The sequence below is a fragment of the Parafannyhessea umbonata genome, assembly GCF_900105025.1.
Taxonomy (GTDB): domain Bacteria; phylum Actinomycetota; class Coriobacteriia; order Coriobacteriales; family Atopobiaceae; genus Parafannyhessea; species Parafannyhessea umbonata.
Genome location: NZ_LT629759.1, coordinates 769,077 through 793,298, shown reverse-complemented (window position 1 = coordinate 793,298; position 24,222 = coordinate 769,077). Strand labels below are relative to the sequence as shown.

Below are 24,222 nucleotides of genomic sequence, written 5' to 3'. Positions count from 1 at the left end.
TCAGGCCTCGACCACCTTTCCTGTCTCCTTGTCAAGGCGCTGGCTCACGACGTGGCTCACGCCGTCTGCCTGCATGGACACGCCGTACAGCACGTCGGCCTGCTCCATGGTGCGCCTCTGGTGGGAAATGACTATCAGCTGGGTCGTCTCCTTCAGCTGCTCGATCGCATCGAGCAGCTTCGAGAGGTTCGAGTCGTCCAGCGCCGCCTCGACCTCGTCGAACACGTAGAACGGGACCGTCCTGGTGCGGTACACCGCAAAGAGGAGCGCAAGCGCCGTGAGCGACTTCTCGCCTCCGCTCATGAGCGTCATCTTCTGTATGCGCTTGCCCTGCGGCTGAGCCACGATCTCGACGCCCGTCTCGTCCAGGTGGTCCGGGTCCGTCATCTCCAGGTGGGCCTTGCCACCAGGGAAGAGGAGCGAGAATATCTCCGAGAAGTTCGCGTTGACCTGGTCGAACACAATCAGGAACTGCCGGCGCATCTTGCGCTCGATGGCCGCGGTGATCTTCGTGAGCGCCTTGCGCGCCTGCTCCAGGTCCGCCACCTGCTCGCCGATGTAGTCGCTGCGCTTCTTCAGGCGCTCGTACTCGTCCATCGCGACCTCGTTCACGGGCCCGATGTCCTCGAGCTCGCGCCTCAGGCGAGAAACGACGCGCTCCGTCTCCGCACGGTCCTCCGGCTCGGGAAGCGCAAGCGCGTCCTCTAGCACGTAGCCGCGGGACACGATGTCGTTGATGGCGTTCTCCACCTGGACCTCTACCTTGCCCACCTCGACCCTTACGTCGCTCGCGGCCGTCTTCGCGCCCTCGAGCTCCGTCGACGCGCGGTTCACGGCCTCGCGCGCGTCCGCGATGGTCTTCTTCAGCGAGTCGGAGTCCGCCTCGGCGAGCGAGGCACGGTCCTTCAGGCGCGCCGCCCATGCGAGCGCGCGCTCCTGCACTGCCTCGTAGCGCGCGTGCAGCGGCTCCACGCGCAGGCGCAGCACGTCCAGCGCGCGCGAGCTCTCCTCCGTCTGCCCACGCCGCTTCTCGAGGTCGGCCACCTGGCGGGCAAGCTGCTCCTCGCGAACGGCCAGGTGGTTCCTGCGCTCGACTATGGTCGCGAGCTTCAGCTTCGCGTCGGAGAGCTTGCCCTCCGTCTCGCTCTCCTCGCGAGACGCCCTCTGACGCTCCGCGCTCGCCTCCTCCAGCTGGCGCGACAGGTCGCTCGTGCGCTCCTCCGCCTCCTGGGCGGCGCGCTTGTGGCGCTCGACCTCCTCGCGCGCCTTGCTCGCGCGCTCCGCGGCCGCGGCGCGGTTCTTGCTCACCTGCGCGCGCTCGCTCTCCGCCTGTCTCAGCTGCGCCTCCAGGCGACCCACCTCTGACGTCGCGGATGAAAGCTCGCCGTTCAGCCGGGCGACGTCGCCCTTCACGCGCGCGCTCTCGTCGCGTGCCTCGGAAAGCTCGCGCTCCGCCGCCGCGATTGCCTCTCCCGCCTTCGCCAGCGCGTCCTCAAGCTCCGGCACCGCCTCGCGCAGCGCGCGGATCCTGCGCTTGCGCTCAAGCGCGCCCTGCTCGGCGCCAGCGGACGTGCCCACGGTCGTTCGCCCGTCCGGGAGCACGATCACGCCCTGCGGCGTCACGTACGTGAACGCGGGCGCCTTCGCGTGCGCCTCCACGGCCTCGCGCACGCCGTCCACGAGCCTCACGTCCCCCAGCAGGGCGCCCACCAGGGCGCGCGCGCCGCCTCTCACCGTGAGCGACTCCGCGACGCCCCTGCCTGGCGCCCCGGACGCGTCCGCGCACCCCGGCGCCGCGTCGAGTGACACGATCGTCGCCACGCCTTTCGCGCTCTTGCCAAGCGCCTCCTCCACGAGGCCGACCACGCCGTCGGCATCGCGCGCCACAAGCGCGGAGAGGTCCTCGCCCAGGAGCGACTCCACGACCCCCTCCAGCTCCGCCGGCGCCTCGAACAGGTCCGCCACGCGGCACTCGATCGCATCCGGCCTCGCCTTTGCGAGCGCGGCAACCAGGGCGCTCGCGTTCTGCGTCTGGCGGTCCACGGCCTCCAGCGCGGAGAGCGTCGCCTTCGAGGAGGACAGCCTTCCCCTCGCGTCGCCCTCGGCGGAGCGTGCCCTCGACACCGCATCCTTGCACTCGCGGATGCGTCGAGAAACGCCGTCCTCCCTCTCGCGGGCCTCCGCCAGCGCCGTCTCCGTCCTCTCGCGCTCCGCGCGCCTGCTGTCGAGAGCCTCTTTCGCCGTCTGGGCGCCGTCCTCGATCTGCTTCAGGCGGCTCTGGAACATCTGGTCCTCGACCTCGGCGTTCGAGATCTGGTCGCGCAGCTTCGCGAACGCGAGCGTCTCTGAATCGGCCGTGCGCTGCGATGCGCGCACGTCACCCGTGAGCTGCGCCACGCGCTTGCCCAGCTGGCGCCGGCGCTCCGCGGCCTCGCGCGCCGCGGGCCCAAGCTCGCTCACGCGCCTCTGCAGGTCGTCCGCCTCGACGCGCGCGTCGGAGTACTCGCCCTCCACGCGCTCGTGCTCCTCGGCGGCCTCGCGCGACTGGCGCTCCATGGCAGACAGGTTCATGCGCATCTCAGAGAGGCGCTCCACCATGTTCTTGCCCTTTTCCTCCAGAAGCCGCATGTCGGAGTCCATGCGGCCCAGCAGGTCCTGCATGCGGCGGCGCTGCTCGCCTAGGTCGCCTACGAAGATGCCCTTCTGCTCCAGAAGGGACTGGTACTTCTCGAGGTCTCGGTTCTTCTCGTCCAGACGGTACTGCGCCAGCTCTATGGCGGCGTCCGCCTCCTTGCCACGGGCGGCGAGCGTGCCGTAGCGGTCCTGCAGCTGGCGGAGGTCGTCCACCAGGAGCGTCGTCTCAAGCTCCTGCAGCTGCCTCGTGACGTCGCGGTGGTGGCGCGCCTTGTCCACCTGGCGCTCCAGCGGGCGCAGCTGGCGGTTTATCTCGCGCTCAATGTCCTTGGCGCGCGTCAGGTTGTCCTGCATCGCCTTCAGCTTGCGCTCGGAGCGCTCCTTGCGGCGGCGGTGCTTCGATATGCCGGCCGCCTCCTCCACCAGCTCGCGGCGCTCCTCCGGACGGCTTGCCAGAATGGAGTCCAGCTTGCCCTGGCTGATGATGGAGTGCGTGTCCTTGCCGAGGCCAGAGTCGTGCAGGATGTCCGTAATGTCGCGCAGGCGCGACGGCGCGCCGTTGATGAGGTACTCCGACTCCCCGGAGCGGTACATCCTGCGCGTAATCGCTATCTCTGAGAAGTCGATCGGCAGCGTGCGGTCCGTGTTGTCCAGCACGATCGTGACCTCGGCAAGACCTACGGCCTGCCTGCCGGAAGATCCCGAGAAGATCACGTCCTCCATCGCCTGGCCGCGCAGCATCTTCGCGCTCTGCTCGCCCAGCACCCACAGGATCGAGTCAGATATGTTCGACTTGCCGCTGCCGTTTGGCCCGACCACGACCGTGAGGCCGGGGTCGAACACCAGCTGCGTCTTGTCCGCGAAGGACTTGAATCCCTTGAGCGTGAGCGACTTCAGATACACGTCGTGCTTGGCCTTTCCGGGCCGCGGTCCGCGGCGCCTACTCCCCTGCCTGCTGGTAGCCCATGCGCTCGAGCGCGTCGAGCGCCGCCGCGGACTCGGATTCCTTCTTCGAGCAGCCCTTGCCGCGGCCCACGCGCCTGCCGTCCACAAGCACGACGGAGGTGAACGTCGGCTTGTGCGCCGGCCCCTCCTCTCCCTCGAGCTTGTACTCCGGGGCGCAGCGCATGTCGCGCTGCGTCACCTCCTGCAGGCGCGACTTCGGCGAGATCGGCCTCTCGGCCAGCTTGGGCGACATGTACGGCGACAGCGTGCGCCGCACGAAGTCGTGCGTCGCCTCGTAGCCTGCGTCCAGGTACAGCGCGCCCACGATGGACTCGTACACGTTCTCGAGCGCGGAGTGCATGCCGCGCGCGCCGGTGCCCTTCTCGGACTCGCCAAACACGATGATGTCGCCCACGCCGAGCTCGTCGGCGACCTCCGAGAGCGTCTTGCCGCTCACGAGCGAGATCTTCATCCGCGTGAGGCCGCCCTCGTCCATGGCCGGAAACGCCTCGAACAGGTCCGTTGCCACCATGGCGCCCAGGATGGAGTCGCCCAGGAACTCGAGTCGCTCGTAGGAGGCGCTCACGGGCTGGCCCTCGACGGCCGAGGGGTGGGTGATTGCAGAAGTTATGAGCGTCCTGTCCTTGAACTCGTGGCCGCAGATCTTCTCCGCCGCCGCGACCCTCTGATGCATCTTCAAGTGCCGCTCCCTAGAGCTGGGCCCGCACGAGGTCGACCGTCTGGCCGATCGTGTCCACGGACTTGATGTCGCCGCCGTCGAGGGCGTCCTCCAGCGAGATGCCGAACTCCTCCTCCAGCGCGACCATGATCTCGAGCTGGTCAAACGAGTCGGCGCCCAAATCCTTCAACGTCGTCGCCTCGGTGAGCTCGGCGTCGTCCGCCAGGCCCAGAGAGTCCTTGACGCAGGCGATGACCTTCTCGGTAATCTCGGCGCGTTCCATGTTCGCTCCTTACGTTGCAAAAATCCCAATGCGAGAAAAGCCTGTGCGGCCAATTGTACCCCGCTCGGGGGCCCTACTGATCCGCGGCCACCGCGCGCGCGATTTTGTCCACAAGCTCGCCGCGCACGGCCGCGGCGCACGCCAGCGTGCCGTGCTTCACGGCATCCACGGACGTGGCGCCGTGCCCGATGAAGACCGGTGCCTTCACGCCCAGAAGCGCCGCGCCGCCGTACTCGTCGCCGGAGAGGCCGGCCGCCACCCTCTTGAGCGAGGGCTTCAGCAGCCCCGCGCCCAGAAGCGCGCGCTTCGACTCCTGCGTCGCGCGCTTTACCTCGGCCAGGATGTACTTCGCCGTCCCCTCGATGGTCTTCACGGCGATGTTGCCCGCGAAACCGTCCGTCACAATCACGTCGAAGCGTCCGGTCAGGATGTCCGTGCCCTCGCAGTTGCCCGCGAACCACGTGTCGCCGCCCGCCTTCGCGAGCGCCTCGTGCTCCGCCACGACGGCCTCCGAGCCCTTCGTGTCCTCGGAGCCGTTGGAGAGCAGGGCCACCTTCGGGTCCTCCACCCCCAGCGTGATTCTGGAGTACGCTCGACCCATGTGCGCAAACTGCACCAGCATATCCGGGCGCACGTCCGCGTTCGCACCCATGTCAAGAAACACGGAGTGCCGGCCGTCCAGCCCCGGCACCGGGCACGCGATTGCCGGACGCTTTATGCCGCGGATCCTGCCGACGCCAAACGTCGCGGCCGCGAAGATGGCGCCCGTGGAGCCGGCCGAGAAGAACCCGTCCGCCTCGCCTGCGTGCACCGCGGCAAGCCCGCGCACGATGCTCGAGTCCTTTTTCGCGCGGATGGCCTCGGTGGGGTGCTCGCCCATCTCGATCGTCTGCGTCGTCACAAGCGCCCTCGCGCGCTCGTGCTTTGCGCAGAACGGCACGACGACGTCCTCGTTGCCCGCGACGAGCACGCTGAGCTCGTCGTCGGCCTCAAGCGCGGCCGCGATTCCCTCGAGCACGACCTTGGGCTCGCGGTCGCCGCCCATGGCGTCGATGCAGATAGTTGTCATGTGTCCTCCTCGCGGTCCTGCGGCTGCGCATTCCCTGCATACGAAAGGAGACCGACCCCCAGAAGGGACCGGCCTCCTAGGCCTCGTCTTTCAACGCGACTACTCGGTGACAACGACCTCGCGGTCCTTGTAGTAGCCACACTTGGGGCACACGTGGTGCGGAAGCTTAGGTGCGCCACACTGCGGGCAAACGGAGCGTGCCGGAGCGGCGAGCTTGCTGTTGGCCGAACGACGAGTGTGCGTGGCGCCGCGGCCCTTTTTCTGCTTGGGTACTGCCATCTTGAACCTCTCTTAGACTCACTTATTGTCAGGCGTCGCCGCCTGAGCGGTCTTCCATAAAACACACGAGAAGAGACTATACCACGCCGGCGGCAAATGGTCGACGGAACAGCAATTCTTCACGTCAAAAAACTTCAACGACACGCCTTTGCCACACGCATTGCCTTGCGGAGGGCCTGCCAGGCGTCCCGCACCAAGTCGGTGGGCGCCCTACTCGCCGTCGCCCAAGTCCAGATTCCTGAGCGCCGCGAACGGGCTCGCATCCAGCTTGTCCTGCTCGCGCTCCGCTTCGATCTGTGCCGCGTGACCACAGTCGACCTCGTTGAGGTTCGCGCCGCACACGGGGCACAGCCCCTTGCAGTCCTCGCGGCACAGCACCACGAACGGCGTCTCCATCAGAAGGGCCGAGCTGAGCGCGTCCGTGAGCTCTATCGTGCTGTCGTCGCCTACGAGGGCGAAGTCGACGTCGTCGTCCTCGTCTTCGGCCATGGGTTCCGCGGGTGCCTTGAACAGGTAGTACTCGTCCACCTCACCCGCAACGTCAAACTCCGCCTTGCCCAGGCAGCGGTCGCACGTGCCCTCCACGTGCGCCCTCAACATGCCGGTGGCGAGGATGCCCTCGCCGGCGTTCGTGAGCACGAGGTCGTAGTCTATGCCGCCCGGCAGCACGAAGTCGTGCCCGCCAAGGGAGTAGCCCTTCTCGTCCAGGTGGCCCGAGACCGGCATGGTGTCGCCGGGGTTGGCGAGGCGAGTGTCCAGAATCTGCTTAACCTGCTGCATGGCGCCTACCAGGGAACGTTGTTGGTCTGGTTGCGGGGGCCGGAGTTCTCGTCCAGCGTCTGACGCACGCGCGAGACGGAGCCGGTGAGCGACTTCAGGTTGTCCTCGAGGTGCGCGAGCACGGTGTCCGCATACTCCTCTGCGTTGTAGCGGGTGTCGCGCTCGTACTGCGCGGCCTTGTCGCGGATGTCGTCGGCCTGCTGCTGGGCAAGGCGCACGACCTCCTGGTCGCCCGCGAGGATCATGGCCTGCTGCTGGGCGTCCGCGATGATGGCGTCGGCCTGCTGCTGGGCGCGCTCCAGGGTCTCGGCCTCCTCCTTGACGATGCGCCGGGCATCCGCGAACTCCTGGGGGAAGACGCGACGAATCTCATCCAGGATCTCGTAGATGTCCTGGGCGTCCACGATCTTCTTCTGTCCGCCGCCGGTGAACGGGGTCTTGCCCTCGCTCACGATCTGCTCGAGCTCGCCAACCAGGCTCTCTATCTCCTCACCCGGTTGCATACGGGTCTCCTTTCGATTCGCCGCCACCTCGCGTCCTACGTGCGTTTGCCGAGGTTGCATCGTCTTATAGTACCAGATTACCCGCAATGGGCGAAAACGGCGGCACTTTTGCCGACCTCACGCAAATTATTCGCGCCGCCTGCCGCGTTCTTCTCGTCCGCGGTAGTGCTCCTCCAGGCGGCGCTCCACCACGGACGGCACGAGGAACGAGACGTCCGTCCCCAGCGACGCGAGCTCCCTCACGATGGAGGACGACACGTAGCCGTACTTTGGGTTCGACATGACGAACACGGACTCGATCTCCGGCGCCATGTTGCTGTTGAGGTCCGCCTGCTGCAGCTCGTACTCGAAGTCCGTCATGGCGCGCAGGCCCTTCACCACGCCGCCGGCGCCGACTTCCTTGCAGAAGCTCACGAGAAGTCCGGAGAACGGCCGCACCTCGACGCCGTCCGCAAGCCCCTCCTCCTCGAGCGCGGCGAGCAGCATGTCCACGCGCTCGTCGAGCGAGAACGTGGGCCCGGTGCCGTTCTTCCCCACCGAGGCCGCGACGCCCACGGTCACGTGCGGGAACAGCCGCCGCGCGCGCCCTATCACGTCCAGGTGCCCAAACGTCACCGGGTCGAAGGTGCCTGGCACCACCACGCGGTCGATCCTGGAATCACTCATGGGCATCCCCCATCCTCAGCAGCTGCACGGTTGTGATGCCGTGGCTCTTCTCCTTAATGACGCCCGCGCCCGCCGGGTGGATTCCCGGCTCCTTGGACGCGTGCTCGTACAGCACGACGGCCCCGCTGGCGAGCGAGCCGGAGGCCTCGAGGGCCTCGACCAGGCGCTCCACCTCGCGCGCGTGGGCGACGTACGGTGGGTCAAGCACCAGAAGCGAGAAGGGCGCGCCCGCGATGGCGCCGCGCTCTGCCAGCTTGAAAACGTCTCCCGACAGCACGCGTGCGGACGCGCCCGCGCCCAAGGCCCGCGCGTTGCGGCGGATGCGCGCAACGGCCCCGCGGTCCCTGTCCACGAACGTGCAGCCCGCGGCGCCACGGGACAGGAGCTCGAAGCCGATGGCGCCCGAGCCGCCAAACGCGTCCAGCACGCTCACGCCGCCAAGGTCGAGCCCAAACGCCGAGAGCACCATGGACGCCATCGACTCTCGCGTGCGGTCCGTCGTGGGACGCGTCACGTCTCGTCCGTCCGGCGCCTCGATCGGCCGCCCCCTCCACATGCCGCCAACTATCCTCATGCGTGCAGAACCTCCTCGAAGTACGCGCCAAAGCGGTCGCGCAGCTCAATCGCAAGCGGTCGGTGGACGTCCTCGGCAAGCCTGGGGTCTTGCGAGAAGATCTCGAGCGCGTCCTTGCGGGCCCAGCCCATGAGCTCCTCGTCCTGCGCGAGGTCGACCACCTTGAGCGAGGGACCGCCATGCTGGCGGTACCCCAACGCCTCGCCCTCGTGGCGAAGCTTGAGGTCGAGCTCCGCGAGCTCGAACCCGTCCGACGTCCTCTCCAGCGCCGCAAGCCTCGTGCGGGCCGGCGTGCCCTTCTTCGCGGCGCATTCCATAAAGACGTGGCCCTCCCAGTCGCCGCGGCCCACGCGACCGCGAAGCTGGTGCAGGGTCGCAAGACCAAAGCGGTCCGCGTCGTACACGAGCATGACCGTGGCGTTCGGCACGTCCACGCCCACCTCGATCACCGTTGTCGAGACGAGCACGTCCACGTCCCCGCGACGAAACGCCTCCATCGCCTCATCCTTCTGGGAGGCGCTCATCCTGCCCGTGAGGAGCCCCACGCGAAGCCCCTTCAGCACGCGCTGAGACAGCTCGCGGTACGTCGCCTCCGCGGAGTGAATCCTCGTGGCCCCGGAGCGCGACGACTCCGGAACGTCGTCTAGCTCGGAGCCGTCGTCCTTCTCGTCTATGAGCGGGCACACCACGTAGGCCTGGTGACCCGCCTCGCACGCCTCGCGGATCGCCCCGTACGCGAGGTCCGCGCTCTCCGGCGGGATGCACGTGGTCACGACCCCCGCACCCGTCTTCGGGCGGTGACGGATTCGCGAGCACTCCATGTCGCCGTACGCCGTGAGCGCCAGCGTCCTGGGGATGGGCGTCGCCGTCATCGCAAGCAGGTCCGCGCCGGCGCCCTTGCTCCTGAGCGCCGCGCGCTGGCTGACGCCAAAACGGTGCTGCTCGTCGATCACCACGAGGGTCAGCCGGCGAAACTCGAGGTCGTCCGAAATGATGGCCGTCGTGCCGAACGCGACGCACACCTCGCCAGACGCGAGCCCCGCCGCCGCCTCGGCGCGCGCCTCCGCGTCCGTCGAGCCCGTGACGAGCCGCCAGGTGACACCCGCCTCGTCCAGGAGCGGACCGATCTTCTGGGCGTACTGCGCAGCGAGCACGGACGTGGGCGCCATGACGGCCGCCTGCGTGCCCGAGTCCGCCACCGCGGCCATTGCCACGGCCGCGACGGCCGTCTTGCCGGTGCCGACGTCTCCCAGAAGCAGGCGGTTCATCACGTGGTCAGATGCCATGTCATGCAGGATGTCGTCAGCGGCGTCGCGCTGCTCCCGCGTAAGGTCAAACGGCATCGCGGCAACAAGCGCCCGCATGTGGGGGCCATCCACGGTATGCGAGAAGGGCGTGACCCCGCGAAGCTCGAGCCGCTGCCTCGTGAGGAGCGCCAGCTGCAGGCACAGCAGCTCGTCGTAGGCAAGCCGGCGGCGAGCCTCCTCCTTCGACTCCATCGTCAGCGGGAAGTGTATCTGGCGAAGTGCGCGCGCAAGCGACATGAGGCCGCGCGCCGCGCTCGTCCCAGCAGGCAGAAAGTCCGCAACGTCGCCCACGTCCGCGAGCGCGGCGGATATGATCCTTCTCATCCATGCGGCAGAGATGCCATCGCCCACCGGGTGCACCGGCAGGATGCGCGCGTAATCGCCCGCCTGTCCCTTCGAGCCCACGACCTCGTAGAACGGCGCCTTCATCTGCTTGAAGCCGTACGAGAATGTCACCTTGCCGGAAAGCGCGACCACATCGCCCTGGCTCAGCTGCTCCGCTATCCACGGCTGCCTGAAGAACGTCGCCTCGATCACGCCCGTGCTGTCCAGCAGGTACACCTCCACCACCTGCATCCTCGGGCGAGGGCGCTTCAGCGTCACCTTGTCCACGGTCGCGACGATGGTCGCCTCCTGGCCCACGTCCGCATGGGCGATGTCCGTCACGTGCGTGAAGTCCAGGTAACGGTGGGGGATGTGGAGAAGGAGATCGCGCACGCGCCTGATGCCGAGCCGCTCAACAGCAGAGCGCCTCGCACCCGAGACGTAGCGGAGGCGCGAGACGTCGTCTGTCATGGAGCAGGTGCGGGAGAGTCGCTCCCCCACACCCGCCGTTGTCGGCACGCTGCCCACCTAGGCCAGCTCTTTCCTACTCGATCGAGAACACGACCGGGTACAGGGGCTGCTCGCCACGGTGCGAGTCGATCTCGAGGTCGGGCTGGGCCTCCTCGATGGCATCGAGGAGGTTCTGGAACGCATCGTCGTCCAGGTCCTCGCCCGCGAGGATCGTGAGGGTGTCGCCCTCCTCTTCCTCCTGCATGCGGTTGATGAGGTCGACGGTGACCTTCTGGACGTCGTTTCCGACGACCTCGATGGCACCGCCCTCGATGCCCATGACGTCGCCGTCGTGGATCGGCGTGCCATCGGCAGCCTGGGAGTCGCGCACCGCCGTGGTAACCTCGCCGTCACGCACCTCGGCTATGGCGTCGTTCATGTCCTCGACATTCGCGTCCAGATCGCCGTCGGGATCGGCCACGAACATGGCGGCGAACGCCTGCAGCACGCTCTTCGTGGGGACGACGGCCGCGTTCACGCCCTCGACGGCCGAGACGGCCGCCTCGGACGCCATGCGAATGTTGCCGTTGTCCGGAAGGACAATCACGTTGTCCGCGTTGCACTGCTCGATTGCGCCGAGGATGTCAGCGGTAGACGGGTTCATGGTCTGGCCGCCGAACACGACGACGTCGACGCCGAGCGACTTCAGGATGTCCGCCTGGCCGGAGCCCGCCGCGACCGCGACGAAGCCCATGTGCTTGCGCGGCTCGGTCGACTTCGCGGCCTGCTTGTCCTCGCGGATGGACTCCGTGCGCTCCTGCGCCTCGAGGTCCATGTTGTGGACGAAAACGTTGTAGATCTGGCCGCGGTGCAGCATGTGGCGAAGCACGCGGTCCGGCCTGTTGGTGTGCACGTGGATCTTGTAGTCTGGGTTGGATCCCACGAGCAGCTCGCAGTCGCCCATGGACGAGAGGTACTTGATGTTCGCGTCCTCGTCGAAATCGGGACTGTCCGCGTGGAACAGGAACTCCGTGCAGTAGCGGTACTGCGAGCCCTCCCAGTCGTCATTAATCTCGATGTCGACCACGTTCGCGACCTGCGCCTTCGCGTCCGAGGAGTCGACGGTGGTCTTGAAGTCGGACACCTCGCCGGCCTTGCCCTCGTACGCGTTCACAAACGCCTCGATGAACGTCGCGAGGCCGAAGGCCCCGGAGTCCACGACGCCGTTCTCCTTCAGCACGGGCAGCAGGTCGGGCGTGCGGGCCACGGACTCGTACGCCTCCACCACGATGGCGTCCAGCGTCTCCTGCGGCGTGGCCTTGCTCTTCTCCATCTGGTCGGCCTTGGCCGAGACATCCTTCAGCACGGTGAGGATCGTGCCCTCGACGGGCTTGCGGACGGCCTTGAACGCGACCTTCACGCCGTTGCGGAGCGCGGCGGCGATGTCCGCCGTCGTGGCCTGGGCGCCCTTCGCGTTCACGAGCCCCTCCGCGACGCCACGCAGGATCTGGCTCGTGATGACGCCGGAGTTGCCGCGCGCGCCCATGAGAGAGCCATGCGTGATGGCCTTGGAGATGTCCGCCATCGAGGCGTCCTTGGGCAGCGCCTCGATCTCGCTCACGACGGTGCCGAGCGTGAGCGACATGTTCGTGCCCGTGTCGCCATCAGGGACGGGGAAGACGTTGAGCTTGTTGATCTCGTCCGCCTTGTCGGCGACGACCTTGGCGGCAACGGGGAAGCAGTTGCGAACGACGTTGGCAATCATAGTCTGGAAACCTCTAATTCCTCTTCTGGCTGTGCGTGCGCCGCTAGGCGCGGGTACGCATGCCCTCGATGTGGACGCGTACCTCGACGTCGTCGAGCTCGGCGATCTTCTTCAGGATGAACTTGACGGAGCTTACGAGGTTGTCCGAGACGGAGCTCATGTTTATGCCCTGCTCCACCACCACGTGGAGGTCGATCACGACCCTGCCGTCCTCGCTGGAGACGCCGATGCCCCTGCGCAGGCGATACGTGGGAAGGATGCGCGCGACGCCCTCCTGCTGGTCGGTCACGGCCATTCCGACGACGCCATAGCACTCAAGCGCCGCATACCCGGCAAGGTCTGCGATGCAGTCGTTGGACACCTTGAGGGCCCCCGGAACGACGTTTGCCATGTTGAATCTCCTCTCGAACACCGCACGTACTCGGTAAGAGCATGAGTCTCGCATTATAATACCGCAGTTGGCACTTGGCGCCACACGCCTAATTCCCACGCATACTGCATGAGCCACCAAACGGCCTTCGCGGCGCCCCGCAATCGCAACGCCTGGGACTTCGCTACAAAACCACCACAACAACGCGGGGTTTCAACTTGCACAAACGTGGCGCTGTGCTATATTAACACGGCACTTGAGAAATTACAGGCGCACTGCGCCGCTCGTTGGAGGTCGTAATAATGTCGAAGGTTTGTGATATCTGCGGTAAGCACGCCGTTGCTGGTCGCTCTATTAGCCACTCCCACCGCACCGTCATCCGCAAGTTTAAGCCCAACATTCAGCGCGTCACCGTCTTCGAGGACGGGAAGCCCGTCAAGAAGAACGTGTGCACCCGCTGCCTCAAGAAGGGCAACGTTGCGCGTTCCGCACAGCAGGCGTAAGTGCAGCCACACAGAGCGTAACTTCTGGGGGACCTCCGAGGAGGTCCCCTTTTTTGCATGCGCACGTATTTGGACGCAGATATATATGTTGCCACGAAGACCTGCGGCCGATCGCCCTCTCGACCGGCCGCATTTCCATCGCCATTTTCCAGCCTGGCCAGCCTGTCACGACCTCCGGCGCTAGCGTAGCAGGAACGCCGCGAGCCTTCCCGCGTGGCACTCCACGGCGGCAGCGCTGGACGCGACCACGTTCGAGACCCCCTCGTCCCCCAGAAGCGGCAGGCACTTGCGGTCGAGCTCCCACTTGAGGCCGCGCTCGCTTGCGACCGTACCCTCCGCAACGGCGATGGCCGAGAAGACCTTGCCCTCGGAGTCCGCAGGCAGCTGCCAGCGGGGGCGTCCCTCCGGGCTGAGCACGCGGCACGTGAACGCGTCCTCCACAAGCTCTGGCGAGGCATCCGCCGCATGCGCGAGCTGGCCCACCACGGCAAGCGCGTGGTCCGGACGTCCGCCGGTGGCGCAGGTGATCGTGAGCTCAAGCCGCGCGGACCTGCGGGCGGCCTCATGTCGGGCGCAGTCTATGGCCAGTGAGAGGTCCGTCGCGTACTTCTCGCTTGGGAAGCGTATGTCGCGCCTGACGGCTGCGCGCGCCCACCGGGCGGCATCGTCTGCGACAGAGTCAGCGTCGCCGCAGAACACGTCCGGGACGACGCCGGCCTCCATGAGGACGTTCGCGCCGGCGTCCGCGGCTACCACGTAGTCGGCGTGCGCGGCGAGGCGTCGCACGAGGTCGGCGGAGCTGGGCTCCGGCGAACCCGCGACGACGAGCGCACGCAGCGCGCCGGAAGCAGCCGCGGCCGGCGCGGCGGGCGCGAAGTCGCTCAGGAGCTCGACGGAGAGCTCCGCATAGCCGTGCACGAACACGTCACAGGAGTCACGGCACTCAGTTTCGTCGCGGTCGCCGTGCGGGCTGAACAGGCACACGGTGCGCAGGCCCACCTTGCGCGCGCCGCGGGTGTTGAACGGCGCGTCCTCGAACACCCACGTGTCCCGCGCGGGTGTGCCCAGCACCTTGAGCGCCGCCTCCCACGCGTCCGGGTACTCCTTGCTGCGGAGCCTGCCGCCGCACGAGATGACGTCCTCGAAGTAGTCGGCGATGCCCTGCGCCTCGAGCGCGACCTGAAGCTCCGGGCGCGACGTGGCCGAGACGATCACCATGGGTATGCCCGCGGCGCGCAGCTCGTCCAGAAAGGCGCGGCAGCCGGAAAGCATCCGCACGTCGTGCGCGTAGCCGCGGCGCACGCCGGAAAGGAGCTCCGTCGCGAGCTCCTTTCCCGTCGCTTCCGGGATGTAGCGCTCGTGCAGGTAGGCGCACATCTCGTGCAGCGGCAGCGGCTCGCTCTCGAAGAACACCGCCTCGGGGTCCGCGACGCCGTGGCGCTTAAGCAGGTCGACCGTCTCGCGGTGCCACATGGGCATGGAGTCCACGAGCGTTCCGTCGAAGTCGAAGATGGCGGCCGAGAAGGGCATGTCTCCTCCTAGGGAAGTTATGGTATATAGCAGAATCCGTGTCAAATGCCATCGTAGCGCAGAACTTCGTGCTAGATTCTTGCGACGTTGGGTAAGAACGGCTGTGGCTGATACGGGCCGCGGTTTGTTTTATGTAGGCTTTTCCGGAGGTCAAGATGGCTGTTTACGACTACAAGTGCAAGGCGTGCGGGACCGAGTTCGAGGTCGAGCACCCAATGAGCGAGCATCCCGAGGTGAACTGCCCCAAGTGCGGAAGCGAGGCCAAGCGCGTGTTCGTGCCGTCCGGCATCGTCTTTTCCGGATCGGGCTTCTATAACACGGACCAGAAGGGCAAGAAGTAGCTCAGGCTTTCGCTTGTTCAGGCACTTATAACAACTGACAGATACGCGAAGGGGGCCTCCCGGGAGGCCCCCTTCTTCATGCGCCGCATGTCCGCGCACGCAAGCTTCTGCCGCGGGCCCAGCGGGCGGCGCGCCTACCCAACCTTGCGCATGAGCGCGAGGAAGTGACCGTCGCAGTCCAGGCCAAGTGCGCGCCCGCCCTCCGAGCGCAGGAAGCCGTCCTGCCCCGTCATCGCACGCAGGATGCGTAGCGACGCTGGGTCAAGCACGGACGCGCACGGAGCATCGGTCGCCGGAAGCGGCGCAAACGCGCGGCCCGCCTCGCTCTCAAGAAACGCGCACACGACGCCCTCGTCCTCGGCCCTGAGGTCGGAGCACGTGGAGTACGCAAGCGTCCCGCCCGAAGCGACGCGAGCGGCCGCAGCGGAAAGCATCCGCAACTGCAGCGCCGGCAGCCGGGCCGAGCCGCCGCACACGGACTCTTGCCCCAGCGACCACGCAACCTCCGGATGGCGGCGCATCGTTCCGGTGCCGGAGCACGGCGCGTCCACGAACACCTGGCCAAACGTGCCACGAAGCTCGGGCGGCACGTCCCGCGCGTCCAGCCGCGTGGCGTCGAGCGTCAGGCACGTCGCGCGGTCGCCGAGCCCGCCCGCGCGCACGCGCTCCCGCGCCAGGCGCGACTTGAACGCGACGGAGTCTACGCAGGCGAGAAGAACCTTGCCTCCCAGCCGCCGGTTTGCCCCTGCAAGCAGCAGGGTCTTCGTCGCGCGGCCCTGCCCCACCTCAAGCATGGCGTCCACTTCCGCGGAGGGCGCCGCGAGCCACGACACCATCTGCGCCGCCGGGTCCGCCGGCAGCACGCACGCCTCTTCCACAAGCCCGGACGTCGCAAGGCCCGCCTGCGCCCCCAGCGCCATGCAGCCCGGCCACGGCAGCCTTGACGGCCGCAGCCCAGCGTCGACGAGCCGCGCGAACGCCCCTTCCTCGGTGTCGAGGTTCAGGTTTGCCGCAACCGTGGGCACCGGTGGGTCCATCGCGTCGAGCGCAAGGGCGCACGCATCAGCGCCGAGCGACGCCACGAGCTCCCGCGCCAGCCACTCCGGCAGCGCACCCACGAGCGCGACATCGGCTACCTCCGGCGCGTTGCCGGCATCACGGGCAGCACGAACGCGTCCGCGCGCGGCTTCCATGCCCCGCACGTCCTCCTCCGCGACGCGACGCAGCACGGCGTTTGCGAGGCCGCGCGCGCGACGCGACGCCGCGGCCGCAAGCTCCACGCCCTGGCTCACGGCCACCTGCGTGGGCGTGCCCAGATACAGCAGCTCGAACGCGGACAGCGTAAGGGCATCGCGCACGCGCGGCTCAAGATGGCCGTGCGTAAGGTGCGCGTCCACCACGGCGTCGCAAAGCCCGCGGGCGCGCTGCGCGCCCAGCACCAGACGCGTCGCGAGCGCGCGGTCGCGCGGCTCCAGGCTGTCCATCACGTCGGACGTCCGCAGCAACTCTCGAGCGCGCGCGTCCCTCTGGCGGCACTCCGCGCTCAGCCTGAGCGCCGCCCTGCGCGCGGGGGCAAGCCGCGCCATGGCTACACGTGCTCCCAGGCAAGCTGTTTCTGGCGCAGGCCGGCCGCCCATGCGGAGGCCTCCATCTCGCGCTTGCCGTCAGGCTTCACGCGCAAGAGCTCGATCGCGCCATCAGCGCAGCCCGCGATCACGCGCCCGTGCCGCACGATGACCTCGCCCCGGGCGGCACCTTCCTCGGCCACGCGCGCGGCAAGCACGCGCACGCCCCTGCCGGCCACGGCCATGCGCGCCGGCGCCGCGTCGAGCGACGTCTGCACGCGACGGCGGTTATCCAGCGCGGTCGCGGCGGGGTCAAGCAGCATCTCGGCCTTCTCGACCTTCTTCGCGTACGTCACCTTCGACTCGTCCTGCTCGACCCACACGGCCGTGCCGTCCGCCATCTGGTCCAGCGCCGCGAGCAGCTCCCTCGCGCCAAGCTCCGCAAGCTCTCCCATCACCTGGGGACAGCTCTTCTCGCCCACCTCGACGTCCGCCTGGCGGCAGTACGCCCCGGCGTCCAGGTCGTGCACCACGCGCATGATGGACACGCCGGCGCGCGCGTCGCCGCTTAGGATGGCGCGTTGGATGGGCGCGGCGCCACGCCAGCGCGGCAGGCTCGAGGCGTGCACGTTCACGCAGCCCAGCGGCGCCGCCTTCAGCACGGCGTCCGGCAGGATGCAGCCAAACGCAGCCACCACGATCACGTCCGGCTCCGCCGCGCGGATCGAGGACATCACGTCGTCCGTGATGCGCTTGGTCTCGAGCACGTCTATGCCCAGCTCCGTCGCCGCGGCCTTCACCGCGGAGGGCTCCAGTCTCTTGCCGCGGCCGCGAACGGCGTCCGGCCTCGTCAGCACGAGCCTCACGTCGTGTGCGCCCGCGAGCGCGCGAAGCGAGGGAACTGCGAAGCCGGGAGTCCCCATGAATACTATGCGCATGCCCTTCTCCCCCTTCGCTACGACTAGTTTGCGGCGGTGTCCCCGGGGCGAGCGCCCTGCGAGAGCGCCTCCTCGTAGTCGCGCAGCGCCGCGATGCGCTGTCCGGCGGAAAGATGGTCCACCATGGTCACGCCGTGCAGGTGGTCGATCTCGTGCTGCAGGCAGACGGCAAGCAGGTTGTCGCGCGCCTCGTACTGCATGAGGTCGCCGTCGAGGTTGCGCGCCTGCACCACCACGTGGCTTGGGCGCTTGACCTCGACCGTGATGCCGGGAAACGACAGGCAGCCCTCGCCGTAGGTGCGCTCCGGGCCGTCCGCGGCCACGATCTTAGGGTTGATGAGGACGTACGGGTTCTTCTTCGTGCCTTCGCCCGCGTAGTCCACGTCGATCACGACCAGCTGCACGAGCTCTCCCACCTGCGGAGCGGCAAGGCCGCAGCCGTCGGCGGCGTACATGTCCTTCAGCATGCGCTTCGCGAGCTTCCTTACGCCTTCGTCGATCTTCTCGATGGGGGCGCACTCGGTCTTCAGCCTGTCGTCGGGCGACAGGACGATGTCGTCAATCGCACTCATGGTGCCTCCTTCGTGTGCGGGCCCGCCAGGGCCCTGTGTTAGCCCAGTTAGCGTACCCCATGCGGCGCCGTAGTTTCATGCGGGGCGCCTCCTCTACCGATAACCCACGCCAGCGCCCGCGCGGGCGAGAAGTTCCGCCATGCCGGGTGCGGGGCGGCCGCGCGCGTCGTGGGCCGGCGGCGTCACATCATGTCGTACGCGTCCACGTCCACGGCGGCGCTCACCCCGCGCGGCGGCGCGGCGGCGCGCACGCACGCGTCCAGAAGCGGCCCGGGCTCCGAGTCCACGGGCGACTTCACCAGCAGGTGGCGCCTCACGCGGTCCTTGACCTTCGCCTTCAGGCAGTCCGTGGGGCCCAGCACCTCCCAGCCGGCGGCCTCCCCCACGCGCTCGCGCACGCGACGGGAAACGTCGTCCAGCGTGCGGCGCACGTCCGCCTCGCTCCGACCCCAGCACACCACGTTCGAGAGCCGCGAAAACGGCGGGTAGCCGCCGTCACGCCGCTCCGAGAGCTCCCGTTCCACAAACAGCGCGCGGTCGTGCGCCTTCACGGCGCGGATGGCAGGGTGCGTGGCCCAGTACGTCTGCACGATGACCTGACCGGGCTCTTCTCCCCTGCCGGCGCGACCGGCCACCTGCTCAAGCAGGTCGTACGTGCGCTCCGCGGCGCGGAAATCCGGCAGCTTCAGCGTCGTGTCGGCGTTCACGACGCCCACGAGCGTCACCTCGGGAAAGTCCAGCCCCTTCGCGATCATCTGCGTGCCCACGAGCACCGCGCACTCCGCCGCGTCGAACTCCTCAAGCAGGCGCTGGTGGTCGCCCTTGCCGCGCGTGGTGTCCGCATCCATGCGGATGACCCGCACGTCCTTGGGCAGAAGCATCGCAAGCTCGTCCTCCACGCGCTGCGTGCCCACGCCAAACGCCGCGAGGTAGCGGCTGCCGCAGTTGGGGCAGCGCGTGGACGGGTCCGGGTACGCGCGCTGCGGCCACGACCTGCCGCAGGTATGACACACCAGGGAGTGCGTGCGCTCATGGTAGGTGAGCGCGGTGGAGCAGTGCGGGCACTCCGGCACGGCGCCGCACTCCCGGCACATGAGGAAGTTCGCAAACCCCCTGCGGTTCAGCATGAGCACGGCCTTCTGGCGCCTGGCGGCCACGTCCTGCAGGGCCTCGGCCAAGGGGGCCGAGAAGATCGAGCGGTTGCCGCCCGAAAACTGCTCCGTCATGTCCACCACGCGCACCGCCGGCAGCCGCGCCGCCCCAGGCCGCTCCGGCATGCTCACGCGCGTCCAGCTCACGCCGCCCCACGTGCCCTCGCGGCAACGCTCCAGCGCCTCGAGCGAGGGCGTGGCAGACCCCAGCACCAGGGCGCAGCCGCGCTCCGCCGCCATGCGAGCCGCGACCTCGCGCGCGTGGTAGCGCGGTGCGGACTCCTGCTTGTACGTCCACTCGTGCTCCTCGTCGATTATGATGAGGCCCACGTCGCGAAGCGGCGCGAACAGCGCGGAGCGCGCACCCACCACCACGTGGGCGCGGCCCTGGCGCACCATGTCCCACTGGTCGAAGCGCTCGCCGGCCGAAAGCCTGGAGTGCAGGATAGCGACGTCGTCCCCAAAGCGCGAGCGGAAGCGCCCGACGGTCTGGGCCGTGAGCGAGATCTCCGGCACCAGCACCAGGGCTCCCCTGCCCGTGGCGCGCACGCGCTCGATGGCGTCCAGGTACACCTCCGTCTTGCCGGAGCCCGTGACGCCGTCCACCAGCACGACGTCGCCGCGTCCGGCGTCGCATGCGCGCGCAATGGCCGCCAGGGCATCCTTCTGTCCCTGCGTCAGGCGCTCCGGACGGGCGGCGACGGCGCTTCTGAGCGTGGTCGTGTCCCCGCCGCGCACGCGTCGGCGCTCCTCCACGTTGACGACGCCCCTACGCGCGAGCGCCGCGACGGCCGAGGCGCTGCCCGGCAGCGTCGCCGCAAGCTCCGCCATGCGCATCGGACCGGATTCGAGCGCCTGGAGCACGGCGCGCTGGCGAACCGCGTTCGCGCGCGGGCTGAAGGAGCCGCCCTTCTCCGCCAGGCTCACCCAGCGCTCGTCCACAGGGCCGCTCTTCTGGCACACGAGCTCCCACGGGTCATTCGCGGAGGCGCGGCGGACCCTCACGGTCTGGCCCGGCGCCAGAAACGGGCGGATGGCCTCGCACGGCGGGCAGGCGTACTCGCGTGCCATCCAGAAGGCCACGCGGGCCGCCGCCTGGTCAAACGCGCTGGGCGCCAAAACGCGAGACACCGGGAGCACGCGGGCGGCATCGAGGCCCTCGGGCGGCCGCGCGGACGTCGCGACCACGTAGCCCACGGCCTCGCGATGCGAGAAGGGCACGAGCACGGTGGCCCCCACCGCGCACTCCGCCTCGAGCTCCCGTGGAATCTCGTAGTCGAACGCGCCGTCGAGCGCGCGGGTCGCTATGTCCAAAACGACGCTCGCGAACATTCAGGCAACCTCGTTTCTGACCATGAACGCGTACGCGTTCTGGAAGAACACCTTGTCCGTCTGCTCCTGCCCCAGGCGCTCGCACATCTTCTGGTAGAAGTCCTGGAGCTTGTCCACGCCGCGCAGCCAATCAGGCACGGACGCACCGTCGAAGTCGCCTCCCAGGCAGACGCTGTCCTTGCCCCCAAGGTCCAGAAAGTGCTCGAAGTGGGCCATGAGCTCGTCGAACGTGACGTCCGTCCCCGTGGTGCGCTTCGTGATGAACTCCGTGCAGTAACTGACGCCCACGACGCCGCCGCTGTCGAGCACCGCCTTGAACTGGTCGTCCGTCACGTTGCGGTCCACGTCGCACACGGCCCTGGACGCACAGTGTGATATGAGGAACGGCCTCTTGCGGCACTTCACGAGGTCGTCGAACGACTCCGTCGAGAGGTGCGCCGCATCCACGGCGATCTTGGCGTCCTCCAGGCGCGCGACGGCCTTCACCCCCAGCTCCGTGAGACCGTCATGCGTGGAGCGGCCACCGCCCAGGGCGTTGTCGCCGTTCCACGTGAGACCGGCCATCTTGACGCCGTCCTTTCGCATGGTGTTCACCACGTCGAGCGAAGTCTCGAGCGCGGAGCACGACTCCACGGTGAGCAGTGCCGCCACCTTGCCCGCCTTCAGCACGCCCGGGATGTCGCGCGCGTCCGTCACCTGCTCCACGCGGTCCGCATGCGTTTGCATCTGCTGCTTGAAGTACGTGACGGCAGCGGTGTAGAAGCCCAGCGGGTCCGTCACCCACTTCTTGTCGGGCACCCACACGGCAAAGCCCTGGGCGTACGCCAGGCCCTGCGCGCGGTCGAGGTCCACCTCGCCGTCGCTCTTTGCGAGGTCTCCCTGGCGCGCGATGGCCGGCCACGACCTGTACGGCTCCCAGTCGTGCATGCCGAGCACGTCCACCGTGTCGCAGTGCATGTCGAACGCCTTCGTGCGGCCAAGGTCTCCCACGGCGTCCACGCGCGTCGCCTTCGCGCGCGCGATGGGGTCTGCGGAGCGCTCGCGCACGGTGAGCCTGGAGGAGGCGCCGCCCGAGGACGAGCCCGCGTCCTTCTCGCCTGCGCCGCATGCACCCAGCGCGAGGGCGGAGCCCAGCGCGAGCGCCCCCTGAAGAAGCGACCTCCTCGTTATGGACACGGACCCTCCTCTGCCGACGGTGTCTTCCCTGACGATTCTACCGCACGCAGTGGACACCGAAACCGCAGCGCCCGCCGCCAAGAAGGCGCGCGGCGCAATCGACGCCTCGTCGCCGAGAAGGACCCCCTCCGCACGCGACGCATCGCCTGCGAAGGGGGCCTTGTCTTGCCGATGTCTTGCGGCCGCGCCACGGGCGCCACCGCGGCGCGTCGAGGTTGGCGCTACTTTGCCATGGCCGCAACTGCGCTCTTGAGCTCTCCCACGCGGTCCGTGCTCTCCCACGTGAAGTCCGGGTCCTCGCGGCCGAAGTGGCCGTACGCAGCCGTCTTCTGGTAGATGGGGCGACGGAGCCTGAGGTCTCGGATGATGGCGCCGGGACGCAGGTCGAAGACCTTCTGGACCGCGGCCTCGATCACGGAGTCGTCGACAGATCCGGTGCCGAAGGTGTCTACGGAGATGGAGACGGGCTGCGGCACGCCGATGGCGTAGGCCAGCTCGATCTCGCAACGGTGCGCGAGGCCGGCTGCGACGACGTTCTTCGCGACCCAGCGCGCGGCGTACGCGGCGGAGCGGTCGACCTTGGTGGGGTCCTTGCCGCTGAAGGCGCCGCCGCCGTGGCGACCCATGCCGCCGTAGGTGTCGACGATGATCTTGCGGCCGGTCAGGCCGGTGTCGCCCATGGGGCCGCCCACCACGAAGCGTCCGGTGGGGTTGACATAGATGGTCGCGCCCCTCCAGGAGATGCCAACCGCGTCGAGCACCGGGCGTATGACGTGCTCGATCATGTCCTCGCGGATCTGGGAGAGCTTGACGTCGGCCGCGTGCTGCGTCGACACGACGATGGCCGTGACCTCGACGGGCCTGTCGTCCTCGTAGCGCACGGTCACCTGGGTCTTGCCGTCCGGGCGCAGGTAGGTGAGAGATCCGTTCTTGCGAACCTCGGCGAGGCGCTCGGAGAGCCTCTGCGCCAGGTAGATGGGCATCGGCATGAGGACGTCCGTCTCGTCGGACGCGTAGCCAAACATCATGCCCTGGTCGCCGGCGCCGATCTTGTCGATCTCGTCGTTGTCGTTCGAGCGGGCGAACGTGCCGTCGACGCCCTGGGCGATGTCGGGGGACTGGCCGTGGATCAGGTTCATGACGCCGCAGGTCTCGGCGTCGAAGCCGTACTTGGCGCGCGTGTAGCCGATCTTCGAGACCGTGTCGCGCACGATCTTCTGGACGTCCACGTACGCCTCGGTGCGGACCTCGCCCATCACGACGACGGTGCCGGTGGTCGTGAACGTCTCGATGGCGCAGCGCACGTTGTCGACGTTTGCCGGCGTGCCGTCGGCGTCCACGTAGCCCTGCTGCTGCAGCTTCGCCTCCTTCGCGAAGATGGCGTCCACGATGGCGTCCGAAATCTGGTCGCACATCTTGTCCGGGTGTCCCTCGGTGACGGACTCCGAGGTGAAGAGGTAGTTCTTGTGTGCCATTTCATACTCCTTGTGCCTGCGCCACGGACGACCTCCTCCGCCCGCGGCCGAGCCTCGCCCCCAACGGGAGCTCCGCTCATATATATGTGCCTCAAGCGGCCGCGCGCTTGCGCCGCACGGCCCGCGGAAAGCCTAGCCCTGGGTGACGACCCCCTCTGCCTGGCCGTCGTCTCGCCGAAGCCGCAGTCCCAGCGGCGCCACGCCGTGCGCGAGAAGCTCCATGAGGGAGCTGCCGAGCGCGTCCGACCCCTGCATGACGCCGGACGCGGACGCGACCGTCGTCCCAACGAGGCCTCCGCACAGGTACACGGCCGCCAGGCTCGTGTCGACGTTCTGGCGCACGAAGCCCTCGCCCTTTCCCCGCTCGAGCAGCTCTCCGATGATGCGCACGATACGCGACAGCTGACCGCTCACTGCCGAGAAGAGCTCGCCGCCCATGCTTGAAAGCTCGACCGTGAGCGCGAGCACGAGCGGGCTCCTCGTCCGCATGCGGCGGGACAGCTCCGAAAACAGGCTCTCGAGCGCCTCGCTGGCGGACGCCGCCTGGGATACGGCCTCCTCGATCGCGGAGACGAGCTCGTCTCCCGACGCCTCAAGCACGGCCTCGACAAGCTCGTCCTTGTCCGAGAAGTAGTAGTACAGCGCGCCCTTCGACATGTGGCACCTGGCCGAGACCTCGCTCATCTGGAAGTCAGTGTTGCCGCGCTCCACCATGAGCTCGGACGCGGCGGTCATGATCCTCTCGCGCGTGGCGCGGCTCTTGCGCGTCTTCGAGACGGACTTGATGCGCTGCTTGCGACGCTCCATCTGCTCGCCGAGGGCGCTTTGCGCGACGCTCTTGGCGGCGCGCACGCCATCAGCTATTTCAGCTGCTGTCTTTTCGTTCACAAGTCCCATGACGCATCTCCCGAGACGTTTAGATCCGACGTCATCATAGCATCACGAGTGTAGATTTTTGACACGAGTTCAAAAATCGCTAGCAGGCATTTGAGAGCTATCCTATCCTTCATT

Annotated in this window: 22 protein-coding genes; 2 read left to right on the top strand and 20 right to left on the bottom strand. The window is 68.0% G+C overall.

Going from position 1 to position 24,222, the window contains the following annotated elements:
• The 12 genes from smc to BLT96_RS03630 all read right to left on the bottom strand — a co-directional run bounded on the left by smc (window position 1) and on the right by BLT96_RS03630 (window position 12,649).
• On the bottom strand, window positions 1-3,537 hold the full coding sequence (smc, locus tag BLT96_RS03685; RefSeq protein ID WP_090861841.1) for a chromosome segregation protein SMC: 3,537 nt from the start codon (window positions 3,535-3,537) through the stop codon (window positions 1-3).
• 37 nt (window positions 3,538-3,574) lie between these two features.
• Window positions 3,575-4,279 (bottom strand): ribonuclease III, encoded by a 705-nt coding sequence (rnc, locus tag BLT96_RS03680; RefSeq protein WP_090861839.1) that lies wholly within the window; start codon window positions 4,277-4,279, stop codon window positions 3,575-3,577.
• A 10-nt stretch (window positions 4,280-4,289) separates the two neighbouring features.
• Window positions 4,290-4,541, bottom strand: coding sequence for a phosphopantetheine-binding protein (locus BLT96_RS03675; RefSeq protein ID WP_090861837.1), 252 nt, complete (start codon window positions 4,539-4,541; stop codon window positions 4,290-4,292).
• A 73-nt stretch (window positions 4,542-4,614) separates the two neighbouring features.
• Window positions 4,615-5,610 (bottom strand): phosphate acyltransferase PlsX, encoded by a 996-nt coding sequence (plsX, locus tag BLT96_RS03670; protein ID WP_090861835.1) that lies wholly within the window; start codon window positions 5,608-5,610, stop codon window positions 4,615-4,617.
• A 99-nt stretch (window positions 5,611-5,709) separates the two neighbouring features.
• Window positions 5,710-5,889 carry a 50S ribosomal protein L32 gene (gene rpmF / locus BLT96_RS03665; protein WP_090845737.1) on the bottom strand — a complete coding sequence of 60 codons (180 nt, stop codon included), beginning with the start codon at window positions 5,887-5,889 and terminating at the stop codon, window positions 5,710-5,712.
• A gap of 210 nt (window positions 5,890-6,099) precedes the next feature.
• Window positions 6,100-6,669 (bottom strand): YceD family protein, encoded by a 570-nt coding sequence (locus BLT96_RS03660; RefSeq protein WP_090845739.1) that lies wholly within the window; start codon window positions 6,667-6,669, stop codon window positions 6,100-6,102.
• A 5-nt stretch (window positions 6,670-6,674) separates the two neighbouring features.
• Window positions 6,675-7,172 carry an ATPase gene (locus BLT96_RS03655; RefSeq protein ID WP_090845741.1) on the bottom strand — a complete coding sequence of 166 codons (498 nt, stop codon included), beginning with the start codon at window positions 7,170-7,172 and terminating at the stop codon, window positions 6,675-6,677.
• Between the two features lie 126 nt (window positions 7,173-7,298).
• Window positions 7,299-7,838, bottom strand: coding sequence for a pantetheine-phosphate adenylyltransferase (gene coaD / locus BLT96_RS03650; RefSeq protein WP_090845785.1), 540 nt, complete (start codon window positions 7,836-7,838; stop codon window positions 7,299-7,301).
• On the bottom strand, window positions 7,831-8,412 hold the full coding sequence (locus BLT96_RS03645) for an RsmD family RNA methyltransferase (protein ID WP_090861833.1): 582 nt from the start codon (window positions 8,410-8,412) through the stop codon (window positions 7,831-7,833). Before BLT96_RS03645 ends, coaD begins: the two co-directional genes overlap by 8 nt.
• The gene (gene recG / locus BLT96_RS03640; RefSeq protein ID WP_090861831.1) at window positions 8,409-10,571 is read right to left on the bottom strand and encodes an ATP-dependent DNA helicase RecG; all 2,163 of its coding nucleotides are present in this window, start codon (window positions 10,569-10,571) and stop codon (window positions 8,409-8,411) included. The genes BLT96_RS03645 and recG overlap by 4 nt, the downstream gene beginning before the upstream one ends.
• A gap of 16 nt (window positions 10,572-10,587) precedes the next feature.
• Window positions 10,588-12,258, bottom strand: coding sequence for a DAK2 domain-containing protein (locus BLT96_RS03635; RefSeq protein WP_090845747.1), 1,671 nt, complete (start codon window positions 12,256-12,258; stop codon window positions 10,588-10,590).
• A gap of 43 nt (window positions 12,259-12,301) precedes the next feature.
• On the bottom strand, window positions 12,302-12,649 hold the full coding sequence (locus tag BLT96_RS03630) for an Asp23/Gls24 family envelope stress response protein (RefSeq protein WP_090845749.1): 348 nt from the start codon (window positions 12,647-12,649) through the stop codon (window positions 12,302-12,304).
• A gap of 281 nt (window positions 12,650-12,930) precedes the next feature.
• On the opposite strand from BLT96_RS03630, the gene rpmB reads away from it, so the two are divergent.
• The gene (gene rpmB / locus BLT96_RS03625) at window positions 12,931-13,131 is read left to right on the top strand and encodes a 50S ribosomal protein L28 (RefSeq protein WP_090861829.1); all 201 of its coding nucleotides are present in this window, start codon (window positions 12,931-12,933) and stop codon (window positions 13,129-13,131) included.
• A gap of 180 nt (window positions 13,132-13,311) precedes the next feature.
• Here rpmB and BLT96_RS03620 read toward each other — a convergent pair whose 3' ends face one another.
• The gene (locus tag BLT96_RS03620; RefSeq protein ID WP_090861827.1) at window positions 13,312-14,661 is read right to left on the bottom strand and encodes a thiamine diphosphokinase; all 1,350 of its coding nucleotides are present in this window, start codon (window positions 14,659-14,661) and stop codon (window positions 13,312-13,314) included.
• Window positions 14,662-14,816: 155 nt separating this feature from the next.
• Between BLT96_RS03620 and BLT96_RS03615 the strand changes: the two genes are divergently transcribed.
• A complete protein-coding gene (locus BLT96_RS03615) occupies window positions 14,817-15,002 on the top strand; it encodes an FmdB family zinc ribbon protein (RefSeq protein ID WP_090845756.1) in 186 nt (61 codons plus the stop codon).
• Between the two features lie 134 nt (window positions 15,003-15,136).
• Here the strand turns inward: BLT96_RS03615 and BLT96_RS03610 are convergent, their stop codons facing one another.
• From BLT96_RS03610 to BLT96_RS03580, 7 genes are all read right to left on the bottom strand, one after another.
• A complete protein-coding gene (locus tag BLT96_RS03610) occupies window positions 15,137-16,588 on the bottom strand; it encodes a transcription antitermination factor NusB (protein ID WP_172824973.1) in 1,452 nt (483 codons plus the stop codon).
• A 2-nt stretch (window positions 16,589-16,590) separates the two neighbouring features.
• Complete coding sequence (gene fmt, locus BLT96_RS03605) at window positions 16,591-17,505, bottom strand: methionyl-tRNA formyltransferase (protein ID WP_090861823.1); 915 nt, start codon at window positions 17,503-17,505, stop codon at window positions 16,591-16,593.
• Between the two features lie 23 nt (window positions 17,506-17,528).
• Window positions 17,529-18,077: a peptide deformylase gene (gene def / locus BLT96_RS03600; protein ID WP_090845762.1), complete on the bottom strand. Its 549-nt coding sequence runs from the start codon at window positions 18,075-18,077 to the stop codon at window positions 17,529-17,531.
• Window positions 18,078-18,259: 182 nt separating this feature from the next.
• Window positions 18,260-20,560, bottom strand: a complete 2,301-nt coding sequence (gene priA / locus BLT96_RS03595; protein ID WP_090861821.1) for a replication restart helicase PriA — start codon at window positions 20,558-20,560, stop codon at window positions 18,260-18,262.
• Window positions 20,561-21,736, bottom strand: coding sequence for a dipeptidase (locus BLT96_RS03590; RefSeq protein ID WP_090861819.1), 1,176 nt, complete (start codon window positions 21,734-21,736; stop codon window positions 20,561-20,563).
• Between the two features lie 221 nt (window positions 21,737-21,957).
• A complete protein-coding gene (metK, locus tag BLT96_RS03585) occupies window positions 21,958-23,211 on the bottom strand; it encodes a methionine adenosyltransferase (RefSeq protein WP_090845767.1) in 1,254 nt (417 codons plus the stop codon).
• A 132-nt stretch (window positions 23,212-23,343) separates the two neighbouring features.
• Window positions 23,344-24,108 carry a TetR/AcrR family transcriptional regulator gene (locus BLT96_RS03580; protein ID WP_090845768.1) on the bottom strand — a complete coding sequence of 255 codons (765 nt, stop codon included), beginning with the start codon at window positions 24,106-24,108 and terminating at the stop codon, window positions 23,344-23,346.
• Window positions 24,109-24,222: the final 114 nt, after the last annotated feature.

Coding starts and splice junctions, on each gene's coding strand:
- BLT96_RS03620 (WP_090861827.1), bottom strand. CDS start 14,661: ATGCCCTTCTCGGCCGCCATCTTCGACTTCGACGGAACGCTCGTGGAC.
- metK (WP_090845767.1), bottom strand. CDS start 23,211: ATGGCACACAAGAACTACCTCTTCACCTCGGAGTCCGTCACCGAGGGA.
- rpmB (WP_090861829.1), top strand. CDS start 12,931: ATGTCGAAGGTTTGTGATATCTGCGGTAAGCACGCCGTTGCTGGTCGC.
- BLT96_RS03660 (WP_090845739.1), bottom strand. CDS start 6,669: ATGCAGCAGGTTAAGCAGATTCTGGACACTCGCCTCGCCAACCCCGGC.
- BLT96_RS03645 (WP_090861833.1), bottom strand. CDS start 8,412: ATGAGGATAGTTGGCGGCATGTGGAGGGGGCGGCCGATCGAGGCGCCG.
- plsX (WP_090861835.1), bottom strand. CDS start 5,610: ATGACAACTATCTGCATCGACGCCATGGGCGGCGACCGCGAGCCCAAG.
- fmt (WP_090861823.1), bottom strand. CDS start 17,505: ATGCGCATAGTATTCATGGGGACTCCCGGCTTCGCAGTTCCCTCGCTT.
- coaD (WP_090845785.1), bottom strand. CDS start 7,838: ATGAGTGATTCCAGGATCGACCGCGTGGTGGTGCCAGGCACCTTCGAC.
- BLT96_RS03615 (WP_090845756.1), top strand. CDS start 14,817: ATGGCTGTTTACGACTACAAGTGCAAGGCGTGCGGGACCGAGTTCGAG.
- BLT96_RS03610 (WP_172824973.1), bottom strand. CDS start 16,588: ATGGCGCGGCTTGCCCCCGCGCGCAGGGCGGCGCTCAGGCTGAGCGCG.
- BLT96_RS03635 (WP_090845747.1), bottom strand. CDS start 12,258: ATGATTGCCAACGTCGTTCGCAACTGCTTCCCCGTTGCCGCCAAGGTC.
- BLT96_RS03675 (WP_090861837.1), bottom strand. CDS start 4,541: ATGGAACGCGCCGAGATTACCGAGAAGGTCATCGCCTGCGTCAAGGAC.
- BLT96_RS03630 (WP_090845749.1), bottom strand. CDS start 12,649: ATGGCAAACGTCGTTCCGGGGGCCCTCAAGGTGTCCAACGACTGCATC.
- rpmF (WP_090845737.1), bottom strand. CDS start 5,889: ATGGCAGTACCCAAGCAGAAAAAGGGCCGCGGCGCCACGCACACTCGT.
- def (WP_090845762.1), bottom strand. CDS start 18,077: ATGAGTGCGATTGACGACATCGTCCTGTCGCCCGACGACAGGCTGAAG.
- BLT96_RS03580 (WP_090845768.1), bottom strand. CDS start 24,108: ATGGGACTTGTGAACGAAAAGACAGCAGCTGAAATAGCTGATGGCGTG.
- BLT96_RS03655 (WP_090845741.1), bottom strand. CDS start 7,172: ATGCAACCGGGTGAGGAGATAGAGAGCCTGGTTGGCGAGCTCGAGCAG.
- priA (WP_090861821.1), bottom strand. CDS start 20,560: ATGTTCGCGAGCGTCGTTTTGGACATAGCGACCCGCGCGCTCGACGGC.